Source organism: Streptococcus sp. DD04, assembly GCF_001578725.1.
GTDB lineage: Bacteria > Bacillota > Bacilli > Lactobacillales > Streptococcaceae > Streptococcus > Streptococcus sinensis.
Map to the genome: position 1 here is coordinate 189,271 of NZ_KQ968978.1, position 16,035 is coordinate 205,305.

Annotated in this window: 13 protein-coding genes and 2 pseudogenes; 12 read left to right on the forward strand and 3 right to left on the reverse strand. The window is 43.2% G+C overall.

Annotated features, from left to right (window positions below):
* The 7 genes and pseudogenes from STRDD04_RS05930 to ltrA form a co-directional block, all read left to right on the forward strand.
* The coding region (locus tag STRDD04_RS05930; RefSeq protein ID WP_062200206.1) for a glycoside hydrolase family 1 protein at positions 1-1,224 on the forward strand (1,224 nt) is incomplete at its 5' end.
* Positions 1,214-1,600: a VOC family protein gene (locus tag STRDD04_RS05935; RefSeq protein WP_062200207.1), complete on the forward strand. Its 387-nt coding sequence runs from the start codon at positions 1,214-1,216 to the stop codon at positions 1,598-1,600. The genes STRDD04_RS05930 and STRDD04_RS05935, both read left to right, overlap by 11 nt.
* A 403-nt stretch (positions 1,601-2,003) precedes the next feature.
* On the forward strand, positions 2,004-2,831 hold the full coding sequence (locus STRDD04_RS05940) for a Cof-type HAD-IIB family hydrolase (protein WP_062200210.1): 828 nt from the start codon (positions 2,004-2,006) through the stop codon (positions 2,829-2,831).
* Entirely contained in the window at positions 2,832-3,464 is a 633-nt protein-coding gene (locus STRDD04_RS05945; RefSeq protein ID WP_062200213.1) for an SGNH/GDSL hydrolase family protein, read from the forward strand. It begins immediately after the preceding gene.
* Between the two features lie 197 nt (positions 3,465-3,661).
* Positions 3,662-3,761, forward strand: a pseudogene (locus STRDD04_RS11695) (YSIRK-type signal peptide-containing protein); the annotation flags it as partial.
* A gap of 380 nt (positions 3,762-4,141) precedes the next feature.
* Positions 4,142-5,657: pseudogene (gene ldcB / locus STRDD04_RS11700) on the forward strand (LD-carboxypeptidase LdcB/DacB); the annotation flags it as partial.
* Positions 5,658-6,220: 563 nt separating this feature from the next.
* Positions 6,221-7,474: a group II intron reverse transcriptase/maturase gene (ltrA, locus tag STRDD04_RS05960; RefSeq protein WP_062200222.1), complete on the forward strand. Its 1,254-nt coding sequence runs from the start codon at positions 6,221-6,223 to the stop codon at positions 7,472-7,474.
* Positions 7,475-7,562: 88 nt separating this feature from the next.
* Here the strand turns inward: ltrA and STRDD04_RS05965 are convergent, their stop codons facing one another.
* On the reverse strand, positions 7,563-8,000 hold the full coding sequence (locus STRDD04_RS05965; protein ID WP_062200225.1) for a GNAT family N-acetyltransferase: 438 nt from the start codon (positions 7,998-8,000) through the stop codon (positions 7,563-7,565).
* A gap of 346 nt (positions 8,001-8,346) precedes the next feature.
* On the opposite strand from STRDD04_RS05965, the gene spxB reads away from it, so the two are divergent.
* From spxB to STRDD04_RS05990, 5 genes are all read left to right on the forward strand, one after another.
* A complete protein-coding gene (gene spxB, locus STRDD04_RS05970; protein WP_062200228.1) occupies positions 8,347-10,122 on the forward strand; it encodes a pyruvate oxidase in 1,776 nt (591 codons plus the stop codon).
* Between the two features lie 367 nt (positions 10,123-10,489).
* Positions 10,490-10,750 (forward strand): SemiSWEET family transporter, encoded by a 261-nt coding sequence (locus STRDD04_RS05975; RefSeq protein WP_003026359.1) that lies wholly within the window; start codon positions 10,490-10,492, stop codon positions 10,748-10,750.
* Between the two features lie 254 nt (positions 10,751-11,004).
* Positions 11,005-12,444: a 6-phospho-beta-glucosidase gene (locus STRDD04_RS05980; RefSeq protein ID WP_062200592.1), complete on the forward strand. Its 1,440-nt coding sequence runs from the start codon at positions 11,005-11,007 to the stop codon at positions 12,442-12,444.
* A 112-nt stretch (positions 12,445-12,556) separates the two neighbouring features.
* On the forward strand, positions 12,557-13,237 hold the full coding sequence (locus STRDD04_RS05985) for a response regulator transcription factor (protein WP_062200231.1): 681 nt from the start codon (positions 12,557-12,559) through the stop codon (positions 13,235-13,237).
* Between the two features lie 2 nt (positions 13,238-13,239).
* A complete protein-coding gene (locus STRDD04_RS05990; protein ID WP_062200233.1) occupies positions 13,240-14,115 on the forward strand; it encodes a sensor histidine kinase in 876 nt (291 codons plus the stop codon).
* A 41-nt stretch (positions 14,116-14,156) separates the two neighbouring features.
* Here the strand turns inward: STRDD04_RS05990 and STRDD04_RS05995 are convergent, their stop codons facing one another.
* Positions 14,157-14,921 (reverse strand): lantibiotic ABC transporter permease, encoded by a 765-nt coding sequence (locus STRDD04_RS05995; RefSeq protein ID WP_062200236.1) that lies wholly within the window; start codon positions 14,919-14,921, stop codon positions 14,157-14,159.
* Entirely contained in the window at positions 14,918-15,847 is a 930-nt protein-coding gene (locus tag STRDD04_RS06000) for an ATP-binding cassette domain-containing protein (protein ID WP_062200239.1), read from the reverse strand. The genes STRDD04_RS05995 and STRDD04_RS06000 overlap by 4 nt, the downstream gene beginning before the upstream one ends.
* Between the last annotated feature and the right edge of the window lie 188 nt (positions 15,848-16,035).

A 16,035-nucleotide genomic window follows, 5' to 3' on the forward strand; every position in this document is an offset into this window, starting at 1 on the left:
AAGGAGGATATTGCCCTCTTTGCGGAGATGGGCTTCAAGGTTTATCGGACTTCCATTGCCTGGTCTCGAATTTTCCCAAATGGGGACGAGCTGGAGCCCAATGAAGCCGGTCTGCAGTTCTATGACGATCTCTTTGATGAGCTGGCTAAGTATGGCATTGAGCCACTGATTACCCTGTCTCACTATGAAACGCCGCTGCACTTGGCGCGTCAGTACAATGGCTGGGCTAACCGCGATTTGATTGATTTTTATGAGCGTTATGTTCGCACGGTCTTTACCCGATACAAGGATAAGGTCAAGTATTGGCTGACCTTTAATGAAATCAACTCAGTCCTTCATGCCCCCTTTATGAGTGGTGGCATTGCGACTCCGTTTGATGAGCTGTCCAAGCAGGACCTCTATCAAGCGGTCCATCATGAGCTGGTGGCTTCTGCTTTGGCAACTAAGATCGGTCATGAAATCAATCCGGATTTCAAGATTGGCTGTATGGTCCTGGCTATGCCGGCCTATCCCATGACACCCAAGCCAGAAGATGTGCTGGCGGCGCGTGAATTTGAAAATCAAAACTACCTCTTCTCTGATATCCATGCGCGTGGAAAATACCCAGCCTATATCAATCGTTTCTTCAAAGAGAATGGCATTGAGATTCAGTTTGCGCCAGGCGACAAAGAGCTTTTAGCTGAAAACACTGTAGACTTTATTTCTTTCTCTTACTACATGAGTGTGGTTGCAGCCCATGATCCAGAAAATTATTCTTCTGGCCGAGGCAATCTTTTAGGCGGCATCATGAATCCTCATCTGGCTAGCTCAGAATGGGGCTGGCAGATTGACCCAGTCGGTCTGCGCTTGGTGCTAAATAGCTTCTATGACCGCTATCAGCTACCTCTCTTCATTGTGGAAAACGGCCTTGGAGCCAAGGATGTCTTGGTGGATGGTCCAAATGGCCCAACGGTTGAAGATGACTACCGCATTGATTATCTCAAACAGCATTTGCAGCAGGTAGGAGAAGCGTTGGAAGATGGCGTAGAATTGCTAGGTTACACAACTTGGGGCTGTATTGACCTGGTATCTGCCTCTACGGCGGAAATGAGCAAGCGCTATGGCTTTATCTACGTTGACCGCAATGATGACGGCACTGGTAGTCTAGCTCGTTACAAGAAAAAATCCTTTGACTGGTACAAAGAAGTCATCGCAAGCAACGGAGGCAGCCTCTATGAAGATTGAACATGCAGCCCTTTATGTCCGTGATTTGGAAGCAGCTCGACACTTTTTTGAAACTTATTTTGCAGCTAAGAGCAATGCCCTTTACCATAACCAGAGAACAGGCTTTCAGTCCTATTTTCTGACCTTTGACGAAGGAGCGCGCTTGGAAATTATGACGCGGAATGAGGATTTGACAGACGGCAGCCATGACCTGCTTTTCACAGGTTACCACCATCTGGCCTTCAGCCTGGGCAGTCCTGAGGCGGTAGACCAACTGACAGTCCGTTTGGAAAAAGGTGGTTATCCTGTTCTGAGCGGCCCTAGAGTGACAGGTGATGGTTATTATGAAAGCTGTATCCAAGCTTTTGAAGGCAACCAAATTGAACTGACAGTTTGAAACATAACAGCTGTGAGTTCTGTTTCTAATTAGAGCTCCTTATAAAATAGACCTTGTCTAGTGACTAGGTTTGGATTGAAGAAATTATTCTAACGAATGTCTCTTCAATCTTTTTTGTTTTCTAGTCAGGGGCTGGGCAACCTGATTTTCTATTATCAAAATAGCTTCGTATGGCTTTATTTTCAACTTTCTAAGTAGTATAATGAAGTCTAAACAAAGCAAAAAATGGAAGATTGGATTAGTAAACAATAATCATTAGATTGGCAAATAAGCTGTGGGACTGTGAATAAACAGGGATTTTCCTGCATTTTAATAGCCTAGATAAGAGAAGCTGACGTATGAAACAGCCTATAAAGTTTAAAGGATTATGACAGAAAGAGCAAGACTTGCTTGAGGTAAAAATATGACCATTAAAATGATTGCTACGGATATGGACGGCACGCTTTTGGATGCGAGAGGGGAGCTGGACTTGCCACGTCTAACAGCTGTTTTGGATCAGCTGGAGGAGCGAGACATCAAGTTTGTCGTTGCAACAGGCAATGAAATCCAACGAATGCGTCTATTATTGGGTGATTTGACAGAGCGTATGACCCTGATTGTCGCCAATGGAGCCAGAATCTTTGAAAAGAATGAAATGATGATGGGGACCTTCTGGCAGTCTGATTTGATTGCGGACACACTGGATTATTTCCATGGCCGAGAACGAGATGTTCATTTAGTTGTGACATCTACAAAGGGTGGTTTTGTTCAGGACGGCACAGATTTCCCTATGATAAACAAGGTTATGACAGATGAGATGGCTCGTCATTTTTATAAACAGATGAATTTCATGCCCAGTCTGCAAAATCACCATTTTGAAGAAGTGCTGAAGATGAGTATTATGGTGGATGAAGCGAAAGCAACAGAAATCACGCAACAAATCAACAAAGACTTCTCTGGACGATTGAGTGCGGTGACCAGTGGTTACGGCGCGATTGATATTATCCAAGAAGGCGTCCATAAGGCTTGGGGGCTTCGTCAGCTCATGAACCGGTGGCAAATCGGAAGTAAGGAAATCATGGCTTTTGGCGACAGCGAAAATGATTTGGAAATGCTGGAATTGGCGGATTTCTCCTACGCCATGGCAAATGGAGATGAGAAGATTAAGCGCATTGCCAGTCGCTTGGCACCAGCCAATACAGAAGCCGGGGTTTTGCAGGTGATTGAGCAATACTTAGAAAAAGGAGTTTAAATGGCAGTTCAACTATTAGAACAGTGGCTCTTAAATGAGCAGGCAAAGATTCAGAAAAATTATCGGGACTTGAATCAGCTTGCGGTAAAAGAGCCAGCGATTATTTTTATCGGTGATTCGATTGTGGAATACTATCCTCTGAATGAGTTGCTACAAAGTCCTAAAACGCTGCTCAACCGAGGGATTCGTGGCTATAAAACAGACCAACTGCTTGAACATCTGGATGCCCATCTTTTTGGGCAGGCTCTGGATAAGGTCTTTCTCCTGATCGGAACCAATGATCTCGGTAAAGAAATACCTCAAGAAGAGACTTTGGCTAACTTGGAGGGCATTATTCAAAGTTTGGCAAGGGACTATCCTTTGACCCAGCTCCAGCTTTTGTCAGTTCTTCCTGTGAATGAGAAGGAACAGTATAAAGGGACGGTTTACATCCGAACGAACGAGAAGATTCGAGCCCTCAATCGTGCTTACCGAGACCTAGCAAGTATCTATACGAATGTCCAGTTTATCGACCTTTATGATACTTTCTTGGATGAAAGTGGCCAATTGCGCGAGGAATTTACCACAGATGGCTTGCATTTGACAATCGCCGGCTATGCAAGGTTATCAAAAGCCCTCCAACCCTATCTCTAAGTGCTCTTAGGAAAAATGATTTTCATATTAGCAAAAAAACGCTCCAGTCTGAATGAAGATTGGAGCGTTTTAGATACCTATATAAAAAGCGCGCTAAATGTTACGAAAAGATTACAAATGTTACAGTTGTGTGTTGGAGAATGGTTTTGAAAGGTATAAAATATAAGTGAAGATTTATTAGAAAGCAGGATAGGATTATGAAACACAGGATGTTTGGTCGTGAACTACAACGCTTCTCCATACGGAAATATTCATTTGGTGCAGCTTCCGTTTTGATTGGTTGTATCCTCTTTTTGACGGGGCGGCCTGCATTTGCAGATAGTCTGGCTGCTAATCCAGTAGAAATAGCAAATCAGAGCCTTGATAGCACGAAAGGAGAAGAGGCAGCCAACCAACTCACAGTAGTTCAAGATGTGACAGAGCAAAAAGAAGAAGTGGTCGCAACAGAAAAAGAAAAGTCTGAATCGTCAGTTTCAACTTCAGATTTACCGATGCAAGCAGAAAATCCTTCCACAATGAGCGAGGGTGCAGCGGACACATCAACTCCATCTGCTAGACCGGAGACTGAAGCAACAAGAGCAGCGGACGAAAAAGAAAGTAGCCCTGTTGCGGTTGATACGACTGTTCGTATGGTTGCGGCTGCAGGAACTACAAGTAGTGAAGAACAGCAGATACCGAAGCAAAGCTTACCAAGTCAAGGACAATATACCTATACAAAACGGACAGAAGTAAAAAATGAGCCTAAAGCGACTGCACCGACTCAATTCTATGTAAATGCTGGAGATAAGGTGTTTTATGACAGAGTTTTGACTACGGATGGTTACCAATGGATTAGTTACAAATCTTACAGTGGTATTCGGCGCTATGCTGCGATTGAAAAATTAAGTCAAGCAGAGCCTCAGAATCCTATAAGCGACACTCCCCAAGGCACCCTCACTATTACAAATGTAGATTCAAATGCTAGTAGCTTCGATGTGCATGTAACCAATATCTCAGCTCCTAAGCCCATCAAAAAAGTAGCCCTGCCCACTTGGTCCAGTGTTAATGGGCAGGATGATATCATCTGGTATGATGCTAAAAAACAAGTAGATGGGACCTATAAGATCAGCGTCGCTGCCCGTGATCATAAGTATTCCACGGGCGAGTACAATATCCACCTTTATTATCTACTGGCAGACAATCAGCTGGTCGGCGTAGGCGGTACCAAGACGACAGTTTCTCTGGCAGCTCCAAAGGGCAAGTTGACCATCCAGAACAACAATCAACAGACGGGCACTTTTGAAGTGGTGGTTTCTGAAGTCGAGAATGGCTATGGCATAAAGGAAGTAAAACTTCCGACCTGGTCTAGTGCCAAGGGTCAGGACGATCTTATCTGGCACCAAGACGACAGCAAATATAGATGCAGCCTTTATAAAGAAAGTTCGCTATAATGGCTCTTATTACTATGTTCAGGGGAAATATAATGAGATTGTCATTGCAAATAAAAAACATCCACTAGCTTCAAACTATAATCCTGGTGAAAATCCAACTGCCAAGGAAGCTTTTGTCCGTCTGAGAAATGACATGATAGCGCAAGGTTATAATGTTGGCTATGGCTACAGCAGCTTCAGATCTTATGACTACCAAAGAAACTTGTACCAACATTATGTAAATACGGATGGTCAAGCCGCAGCGGACCGCTATTCTGCCCGTCCTGGCTATAGTGAGCACCAAACAGGTCTCGTTTTTGACTTGACAGATAAGTCTGGCAATCTGTTGGAAGATACCGCAGCAAGCACTTGGCTAAAAAATAATGCCCATCGATATGGCTTTGTCGTTCGCTATCAGCCTGGTAAGGAAGCTTCGACAGGCTATATGCCTGAAGCTTGGCATATTCGCTATATTGGTCAAGAAGCTCCGGACATTTATCATTCTGGTTTAAGTTTGGAAGAATATTATGGCTTTAAAGGCGGGAATTATGCGACGCCTCCATCAAATCCCTCCCAAAGCAAACCAAGTCTTCCTGCTCAGGGAACTTACTATTTCACCAAACGCTCCTCTATCAAAGCAGAACCCAAGCAGTCCAGTTCAGAATTGGCTTATTACACAGCTGGGGAATCGGTTCATTACGATCGAGTACTTGATGCAGATGGTATGAGATGGATTTCCTCTCTCTCTTATAGCGGAAACAGGCGGTATATTTCCATCGGTTAATCCAGATATTTTAAAACGAGTGTGATTTTGTTGTCACACTCGTTTTTCTATAGTATGACGGGCATGCCGTCAGTCTGTGGTGAAAGTCCACGTAGGGCGTAGTTGCCGACGAACCTCATAGCAACTTGCAAGGTTATCACCGTGAGGTGATGGCGAGAAGAAACAATAGCAAAATCGTAGCCTGACGTACAGAAACCTAATATCAAGGCTTACATAAAGGATGAGTGGGCTATAAGTCACAAAGTCCAAAAGGCAAACGTAACTTATGTAAGTAAATTAGGCAGGTAGACGAGGAAAGACTGACGACTTATCCCGTGAGGTCTCACAGAGGGAAAACCTAGTAACAACGAACTGTGAGAAGTCAGCAGAAGCCATAGTAGTGGAGAAGTTTCTGTAATGGAAATGGAGCGAAGGGCTGAACAATTCTAAAAGTCAAAGTGACTTAATCAAACTGAGTATATAAGCCCGACGAGAAATATAGTAGCAAAGACGTAACGGAGTGAAGATTTCACAGGAGTTAGGGCTAATATGTACAAAAGAAAATTAGGAAAGTGAGACAATCTATGGGACAACTAATGAATCAAATATTATCCAGAGAAAATATGAAAATGGCATACAAAAAGGTAAAAGCCAATAAGGGTGCCGGAGGCATAGATGGTATAAGCATCGAAGATGTTAACAAATACCTCAAAGAAAACTGGATAGATATCAAAACGAAAATCCTGAAAAGGAAATATAAACCACAACCAGTACTCAGAGTAGAAATACCAAAACCAAACGGTGGAGTACGAAATCTTGGAATTCCAACAGTAGTAGACAGAATCATAGAACAAGCAATTGCCCAAGTTCTAACACCAATGTTTGAGCCACAATTTAGTGAACATAGTTATGGATTTAGACCAGGTAGAAGACCACAACAAGCAATAGTAGAGCTACTAGAATATCTAAATGATGGATACACATACATAGTGGATATTGACCTAGAAAAGTTCTTTGATAACGTACCACAGGATAAACTTATGTACCTGGTAGGCAAAACGGTGAAAGACCCAGATGTAATATCTCTTGTAACTAAGTATCTAAGAGCAGGAGTTATGGTAAAAGGGAAATATGAAGAAACCACTATAGGAACTCCGCAAGGAGGTAACTTATCCCCTTTGCTTAGTAACATAATGCTCAATGAACTAGACAAAGAGTTAGAAGCACGAGGCTTGCACTTTGTTAGATATGCAGATGACTGTATAATAACCGTTGCAAGCAGTGCAGCTGCAAATAGAGTGATGCATACGGTCACATCGTGGATAGAGAGGAAGCTAAGTCTTAAGGTAAATGCTACTAAATCCAAAGTCACAAAACCAACAAGGCTCAAGTACCTAGGATTTGGCTTTGTGAAAATGAATGGAAAATGGGAAGCCAGACCACATAAAGACTCAATAAACAGATTCAAGAGAAAGCTCAAGAAACTAACATATCGTTCGTGGTCAGTGTCTATGGACTACAGGATACTGAGACTAAATCAGGTGATAAGAGGATGGATAAACTATTTTAGAATAGGAAAGATGAAACAAAATATGACTAAAATAGACGAACATCTTCGTAATCGTATGAGAATAGTTATATGGAAACAATGGAAAACTAGCAAGAAAAGGATGTGGGGACTAAGAAAGCTTGGTGTACCAGAATGGATGGCGAGACAATCCGTAGGATTTACAGACCATTATCAGGCGGTAGCCAAAACAGCGGGACTTCGCAAGATAACAAAAGAAATCCTCGCAAAGCGAGGACTAATTAGTTGTTTAGATTATTATTTGAATTGAACCGCGGAGTGCCGAACGGCACGCTCCGTGGTGTGAGAGGGAGGAGAAAATCCTCCCTACTCGATTTCTTTAGACGCTCATGGCTGCCTTATTCTAACCATTGGATAAAGGCAGTTTTATCTTGGTTATTGTATCCGGCGTGTTTATAAAAATTCCAAGTGCTTTCTTGCTTGGAGCTCGTTAGTAGCATCATTTTGTAGCAATTTGTTTCAGTCGCTATTTTCTTAGCAAAATCAAGACATTCAGTAGCATAGCCTCTGCCTCTAAAATCGTGATGGGTGACGACATTTTCTATCAAGGCATAGGGGCGTAGCCCTCTTGTGAGATTAGGTATCACGACACAAATACAAGAGGAAACAATTCTCTCATCAACTGTCTTGACAATAATATGATGATCTGGATCGTCTATCATCCGTTGCCACACTTTTTGTAAAGCAGGATTCTTTTCTGGGATGGCAGTCTCGTGTAAGGAGAGGTATAAATGTAGTAATTCTTCCAATTCATTTGGAGTCGCTTCTCTTAGCATATTTTCACCTATAATTTCATGATTTCTTCAAGTTATCTAGCGCTATTATAACATTTTTTACAAGCAAATTTCTAGCTTGTTCTGGCTAGCACTATTATTTTAAAGCGCGGAAGTGCTGCAGCTAATGTCCATTTTAAGCCTTTTCTGAAATCTATTATAAAATACATTAGAAAAATCAGAAAAATCTTATTTTTGTTATGTAATAGTTATCAAGCTTTATTGAGCATATTCTTATACAGGACTATCAAAAGATGATAAATTGATATAGTAAGGTTTGTTGAAACGTTTTCATTATATTGTCTGAAAGTTTTCAATGAATCATTAAAATTTTTGAAGGGGAGTTATCATGACTCAAGGGAAAATTACTGCTTCTGCAGCAATGCTTAATGTATTGAAAACATGGGGCGTAGACACTATCTACGGTATCCCATCAGGAACACTCAGCTCGCTCATGGATGCTTTAGCTGAAGACAAAGACATCCGTTTCTTGCAAGTTCGCCACGAAGAAACTGGTGCTCTTGCAGCGGTGATGCAAGCTAAATTCGGCGGCTCAATCGGGGTTGCAGTTGGTTCAGGTGGTCCAGGTGCGACTCACTTGATTAACGGTGTTTACGATGCAGCTATGGACAACACTCCATTCCTTGCTATCCTTGGATCACGTCCAGTCAACGAACTCAACATGGATGCTTTCCAAGAGCTAAACCAAAACCCAATATACCATGGTATCGCAGTTTACAACAAACGTGTAGCTTACGCTGAGCAATTGCCAAAAGTAATCGACGAAGCTTGCCGTGCTGCAGTATCTAAAAAAGGACCAGCTGTTGTTGAAATTCCAGTAAACTTCGGTTTCCAAGAAATCGACGAAAACTCATACTACGGATCAGGTTCTTACGAGCGTTCATTCATCGCTCCTGCTTTGAACGAAACTGAAATCGACAAAGCTGTTGAAATTTTGAACAAGGCTGAGCGCCCAGTTATCTATGCTGGATTTGGTGGTGTCAAAGCCGGTGAAGTGATTACAGAATTGTCACGTAAAATCAAAGCACCAATCATCACAACTGGTAAAAACTTTGAAGCTTTTGAGTGGAACTACGAAGGTTTGACAGGTTCTGCTTACCGTGTTGGTTGGAAACCAGCCAACGAAGTGGTCTTTGAAGCAGATACAGTTCTTTTCCTTGGTTCAAACTTCCCATTTGCTGAAGTTTACGAAGCCTTCAAGAATACTGAAAAATTCATTCAAGTAGATATCGACCCTTACAAACTTGGTAAACGCCATGCCCTTGACGCTTCTATCCTTGGTGATGCAGGTCAAGCGGCTAAAGCGATTCTTGATAAGGTAGACGCAGTTGAGTCTACTCCATGGTGGCGTGCAAACGTTAAGAACAACCAAAACTGGCGTGATTACATGAACAAACTTGAAGGTAAAACTGAGGGTGAATTGCAATTGTACCAAGTTTACAATGCCATTAACAAACATGCTGACCAAGACGCTATCTACTCAATCGATGTAGGTAACTCTACTCAAACATCAACTCGTCACCTTCACATGACACCTAAGAACATGTGGCGTACATCTCCACTCTTTGCGACAATGGGTATCGCCCTTCCTGGTGGTATTGCTGCTAAGAAAGACAATCCAGATCGCCAAGTATGGAACATCATGGGTGACGGTGCATTCAACATGTGCTACCCAGACGTGATCACGAACGTTCAATACAACCTTCCAGTTATCAACGTTGTCTTCTCAAATGCTGAGTATGCCTTCATCAAGAACAAATACGAAGACACAAACAAACACTTGTTTGGTGTAGACTTTGTCAACGCTGACTATGCGAAAATCGCTGAAGCACAAGGTGCTGTTGGATTTACAGTAAACCGTATCGAAGACATCGACGCAGTCGTTGCAGAAGCTGTAAAACTCAACAAAGAAGGTAAAACTGTTGTCATTGATGCTCGCATCACGCAACACCGTCCACTTCCAGTAGAAGTACTTGAACTCGATCCAAAACTTCACTCAGAAGAAGCGATCAAAGCCTTCAAGGAAAAATACGAAGCTGAAGAGCTTGTACCATTCCGTCTCTTCTTGGAAGAAGAAGGTTTGCAATCACGCGTAATCAAATAATTCCTCTCGTCGAAAATCAAATTTTAAATTTGTAGACTTCATTCGGAGGTTTACTTCCGACGATTCCATCATTGAAACCTTAATTTTCAATGATGGAATCTAGTGCGGAGCCTAGAAAAAGTCCCAAAGGATTTTTCGTAGTTTGATGAGCAAAGATTTGCCATCAAACTTGGTTCCGCCTTGTTTATTCTTTGATTTTCTTAGAGAGGAACTTGAAAAGATCGGAGCAATCCGGTCTTTTTGCTTGGTTTTATCCTTATCACAAGATTGTGATAGTTTACATCTTCATAACAAAGCAATAAAATACTTGATTGTTTTGGTTTATCGTTATAAAATATAAAACGAAAAAATGAAAGAGGTTTTGAAAATGACTGAAAACCAAGTGAAAATACTGGGTTGGGTTGCAACTTTTATGTCCGTGATGATGTATGTGTCTTATTTTCCACAAATCATGAATAATCTAGCTGGGCAAAAAGGAAATTTCATTCAACCACTCGTTGCGGCCATCAACTGTAGTCTCTGGGTCTACTACGGCCTTTTCAAGCAAGAAAGAGATATTCCGCTTGCAGCAGCAAATGCACCAGGTATCATTTTTGGTCTGGTGACTGCAATCACTGCCTTGATTTAAAAGGAATAGGAGGAGACTGTTTTTTCAGTCTTCTTTTTTTCTTTTTCTCAGTTTGCAGAAAGACCTTGTTTGATGTCTGTGCTCATTGGAAAAGATGAGTTTATTTTAAAGAGCTGGGGAAAGAATCAGAGTGAAAACAAGTTGGCAAAAACTAGAATAGTATCACTATTTCGCATCATTTTACAAGTAAAGGTTTTGAGATTGCGGTATAATATAAGTAAATGAACAATCAAAATAAGAAAGCGAGTAGAAATATGACTGAAAAACTGACTTTTCCTGATGGTTTCTTGTGGGGCGGAGCGACAGCTGCCAACCAGTGTGAGGGCGCTTATGCTGCGGATGGTCGCGGGCTGGCCAATGTAGATGTGGTGCCGATTGGTGAGGACCGCCTGGCCATCATCACGGGTAAAAAAAAGATGTTTGACTTCAAGGAAGGCTATTTCTATCCAGCCAAGGAAGCCATTGACATGTACCATCGTTTCAAGGAGGACATTGCCCTCTTTGGCGAGATGGGCTTTAAGACCTATCGTTTGTCCATTGCTTGGAGCCGGATTTTCCCTAAGGGAGATGAGCTGGAGCCTAATGAAGCAGGCCTGAAATTTTACGAAGACCTCTTCAAGGAATGCCACAAGTACGGCATTGAGCCCCTAGTGACCATTACTCACTTTGACTGTCCCATGCACTTGATTGAGCAATATGGCGGTTGGCGTAGCCGTAAGATGCTGGAATTTTACGAGCGTCTCTGCCGCACTCTCTTTACCCGCTACAAGGGCTTGGTCAAATACTGGCTGACCTTCAATGAGATTAATATGATTCTGCATGCACCATTTATGGGGGCGGGGCTTTGCTTTGAAGAAGGCGAAAATGAAGAGCAGGTTAAATATCAAGCAGCTCATCATGAGCTGGTCGCATCAGCCATTGCCACCAAGCTGGCTCATGAGATTGACCCGGAAAACAAGGTCGGCTGTATGCTAGCGGCGGGTCAATACTATCCCAATACAGCTCATCCAGCTGACTATTGGGCGGCCATGCAGGAAGATAGAGAAAACTATTTCTTCATTGACGTGCAGGCGCGTGGTGAGTATCCTAACTATGCTAAGAAAGCTTGGGAGCGCGAGGACATCACTGTCGAAATGACAGAAGAGGACTTGCAGCTACTCAAGGAGCATACGGTGGACTTCATTTCCTTCTCATACTACTCTAGCCGAGTGGCTTCAGGCGATCCTAAGGTCAATGAACTGACTGCGGGCAATATCTTTGCTTCTCTCAAGAACCCTTATTTGGAAGCTTCTGAGTGGGGCTGGCAGATTGATCCTCTGGGCTTGCGCATTACGCTTAATACCATCTGGGATCGTTATCAGAAGCCCATGTTTATCGTGGAAAATGGTCTGGGTGCAGTGGATACTCCAGATGAAAATGGCTATGTGGCTGATGATTACAGGATTGACTACCTGGCGGCCCATGTCAAGGCTATGCGGGAAGCCATCAATGAGGACGGTGTGGTGCTGTGGGGCTACACGACCTGGGGCTGTATCGACCTAGTATCAGCCGGTACTGGCGAGATGAAGAAGCGCTATGGCTTTATCTATGTGGACCGGGACAATGAAGGTAAAGGAACACTCAAGCGCTCCAAGAAGAAATCCTTTGACTGGTACAAGGAAGTCATCGCGACTAACGGAGCATCTGTCAAATAACATCAAGATCCAACGTTTACTGCGTTGGATTTTCTTTTGTATCTTTTATATTTGATTGACTTGCTGGCTCATCCTTGCTACACTAGTTTTATCAAGCTATTGGAGAATGATGATGGCCAATCTTTTACTAATTGAAGACAACAATGATATTCATGAGATTTTAAAAAATCTCTTTACGCAGGAGCATGTCGTGTTTTCAGCTTATTCTGGGACCGAGGGACTGAGGATTTTTGCGGAAGAAGATATTCGTCTAGTCCTGCTGGATATTATGCTGCCAGGCAAAAATGGTGATGAAGTGCTGAGGGAAATTCGCAAGACCAGTCAGGTGCCAGTGGTCATGCTGACAGCTCTGAGCGAAAAGAGTCTCGTGAGCCAGTATCTGCTGGACGGCGCCAATGATTATATTGTCAAGCCCTTTAATCTAGACGAAGTGGCGGCGCGTGTCACTGTCCAACTGCGAGGCAGTCAGCAGTCCCAGTTTAAGCCTGCTGGGGAGACATTGATCAAAAACATTCGCCTTCTGCCAGATACCTTTGAAATTGCTTCTTGGGATCAGTCCATGCGGCTGGGGAAAAAGGAATTTCAGATCTTCCAGACCTTGCTGGCTCATCCTAAAAAGATTTTTACCAAGGAGGAGCTGTATGAGTTGGTCTGGGAGGAGACCTATCTGCCAGGCGATAATACGCTCAATGCCCATCTCAGCAATCTTCGTAAGAAATTAGCCCAGCTGGATCGTTCGACAGACTATATCGAGACCATTTGGGGTCTGGGCGTGCGGCTTAAGGAGGATTAGCTATGTGGTGGATTGCATGTGTATTGATAATCCTGTTCTTACTAGTCTTTCTCGTTCGTTATCATCTGACGATTCGTAGTCTGACTCGACAGATAGGCGATAAGCGTCGCACAGGAAGTCAGGTTCGCTTGACCTTGAGAGATCAAGCTCCTAGTCTAGTGGCTCTGACTGACGAGGTGGAGCAGCTTTTTCAGGAAATTGATAAGATGTCCTTTGTGACCCAGCAGGAAAAGAAAACCTTGGACATGGCCATCAGCAATATTGCCCACGATATCCGAACGCCGCTGACCATTGCTAGTGGCTATACCCAACAGCTACTCAAAGACGCTGATAAGGAGCAGATGGACCAGCAGCTGCAAAAGATTGCGGATAATCTGGGTATGGTATCCAGACGCTTGGAGGCTCTGATGGAATACCGTCGCTTGATGGAAGGAGCCATTCGACCGAAGTTGGAGCGAGTAGACCTATCCCAGCTGGTCACCCAGCAACTCTTTGCCTACTATGATGCCTTTCAGCGAGCAGGGATTGATTTAGATGTGGATTTGTCTGAAAATCTGCTGCTGGAAACGGACAGTGATATCTTTGATCGAATCATCCAGAACATGCTCAGCAATGTCCTCAAACATGGCCGAGAAGTAGCCAGCATCAGTCTGAAAAAAGAAGGACAAAAGGTTATTTTTGGGGTCAAAAATAAGGTTCAGAAGCCTATTTTGCATCTGGATAAACTAACCAATCGTTTCTATTCTGAAAACCTCTCCAGCAGCGAGGAATCCTCTGGTCTGGGGCTTTATATCACCCAGCAGTTGGTCGAAATCTTAGGTGGTGATTTGAGTATTCAAGCAGAGGACGATTGGTTTAAATTGATTGTGGCTTTATAAAAAAGAATCAGCTAGTCAGAAGATTAGCTGATTGTTTGCTTTTAGAGATCTTTTTTCTTGAAAATGAGGAGGCTGTTGCCTAGGAAGAAGACTGCTATGCCAATCGCGACTAAACTAGCTCGCAAAACTACAGCAGGATCTGCAGCCATCTCTATTCCAAATCGTAAGGTTAAATAGCGGAACAATTCTATATGAGGATAGAGCAAGACTGGAAAGATGAGCAGGGTGCTTCCGACAAAATAGGTAACAAAGACCGCGGCAATAGAATGACTGAGATAGAGGACGAAAGACACGATGCCAATCCAAGCGATGGTCACAATGAGTTGGACGAGAATAGTTAGTAAAAATTGGCCAAAGAAACCTGTCGGAGCTGTTCCAATTCCGTTAATAGAGCTAGCGATGATGAAGGATAGCCCTAGCAAGAGAATGAATTGGAAGATGGCGACAACAAAGGAGACCAAAGTTTTAGATAAGAAGAACTCTGTCCGTGAAATGCCGTGAGCGAGGCTGTTTTTATAAAGCTTACGGGACAAGTCCACACCTAATAAGAGGCAGACGACAATGAGAGTGAAAAATATAATACTGTCAGAATTTCCAGAGAAATGGGCAAGAGCATTGATACCCGTCATTTTTACTGGTACTTGCTGAGTGACGTTTTGTCCATCCGTTGAGATGGATGTTCCAAATCTGCTGGTAACCTTATAGAGGACGCCGAGCAGGATATTGGCTAGTAAAACGAACTCGGTAATCCAAAAGCCCTTGGAGTGGAAGAGACGGTAAAAGTCAGCGCGAATGGTTTGAATCATGATAGACCTCCCTGGTTTTGATCAAGTAAATCTGTAAAGAAATTTTCGAGATTTTGCCGTGCATAGTAGATTTCTTGAATGACTAAGTCAGCTGTGGCTAGCTCTTTTACGATATTGTTGATGTTGTGCGAATGGGTAAAGACATGGATCTCATTGAGAGCATTGACCACCTTGATGCGGTAGCCTAATTGATCTTGGAGCAGCTGGCTGGCTTCCTCCAAATGATCCGTTTTCAAGACGATATAATCTTCGCTTTGCTCTTCAAATTCAGCCTTGGAAATTTCCTTAATCATGCGTCCTTGGTCGATGATACCAAAGCGCGTAGCGACTAGATAGAGCTCGGATAGGATATGACTGGAAATAACAAAGGTCATGCCCAGCTCTTCATTGAGCTTTTGAACAAGCTGGCGAAATTCCTTGATGCCGACAGGATCTAGTCCGTTGATAGGCTCATCTAAAATCATCAGATCTGGCTTGGATAGTAGGGCGATAGCGATGCCTAAACGTTGCTTCATACCGAGGGAGAAGTCGCGAAATTTCTTCTTGCCAGTGTCCGTCAGGTCTACATAGTTGAGCGTTTCTTGGATGGCCTTATCGGCATTAGGAATCTGGCGCAGTTTGCAGTAGTAGCTGAGATTTTCGTAGGCGGTCAAGTGGTTGTGGGCAACGGGCGTTTCAATGACCGAGCCGACTCGCTTGAGGGCTTGTGTCCATTCGGCCTGATTGCTGGAACCAAAGAGAGACACGGTTCCGTTGCTGGCATGCATCAGCTGGGTCATGATTTTGATCAGAGTGGTTTTACCAGCCCCGTTTTTACCGATGAGACCGTAGATGTCTCCCTTTTTGATGGTCAGATTGACATCGCTCAGAGCTTGCTGCTGGCCGAACTTTTTGCTGACCCCTTGTAAAACTAAAATATTTTCCATGGTTTTACTTCTCCTTTTTGATTTATTCTTGGAAATCCTTTCCTCACTACCTAGTATATCGGACACTTATTAAGTATTCATCAAGCATTTCTAAAATATTTCTAAAATCTTGAAATAGCAGGCATACTTCTTGTCTCAGCGGACTGGAACCTATAGAAAAAGAGAGTGGGACAGAAATCGGTAATTGG

Bases quoted from the DNA above. Each gene is read 5' to 3' on its own strand.
- STRDD04_RS05935 (WP_062200207.1), top strand. From the start codon at position 1,214: ATGAAGATTGAACATGCAGCCCTTTATGTCCGTGATTTGGAAGCAGCT.
- STRDD04_RS05940 (WP_062200210.1), top strand. From the start codon at position 2,004: ATGACCATTAAAATGATTGCTACGGATATGGACGGCACGCTTTTGGAT.
- STRDD04_RS05945 (WP_062200213.1), top strand. From the start codon at position 2,832: ATGGCAGTTCAACTATTAGAACAGTGGCTCTTAAATGAGCAGGCAAAG.
- ltrA (WP_062200222.1), top strand. From the start codon at position 6,221: ATGGGACAACTAATGAATCAAATATTATCCAGAGAAAATATGAAAATG.
- STRDD04_RS05965 (WP_062200225.1), bottom strand. From the start codon at position 8,000: ATGCTAAGAGAAGCGACTCCAAATGAATTGGAAGAATTACTACATTTA.
- spxB (WP_062200228.1), top strand. From the start codon at position 8,347: ATGACTCAAGGGAAAATTACTGCTTCTGCAGCAATGCTTAATGTATTG.
- STRDD04_RS05975 (WP_003026359.1), top strand. From the start codon at position 10,490: ATGACTGAAAACCAAGTGAAAATACTGGGTTGGGTTGCAACTTTTATG.
- STRDD04_RS05980 (WP_062200592.1), top strand. From the start codon at position 11,005: ATGACTGAAAAACTGACTTTTCCTGATGGTTTCTTGTGGGGCGGAGCG.
- STRDD04_RS05985 (WP_062200231.1), top strand. From the start codon at position 12,557: ATGGCCAATCTTTTACTAATTGAAGACAACAATGATATTCATGAGATT.
- STRDD04_RS05990 (WP_062200233.1), top strand. From the start codon at position 13,240: ATGTGGTGGATTGCATGTGTATTGATAATCCTGTTCTTACTAGTCTTT.
- STRDD04_RS05995 (WP_062200236.1), bottom strand. From the start codon at position 14,921: ATGATTCAAACCATTCGCGCTGACTTTTACCGTCTCTTCCACTCCAAG.
- STRDD04_RS06000 (WP_062200239.1), bottom strand. From the start codon at position 15,847: ATGGAAAATATTTTAGTTTTACAAGGGGTCAGCAAAAAGTTCGGCCAG.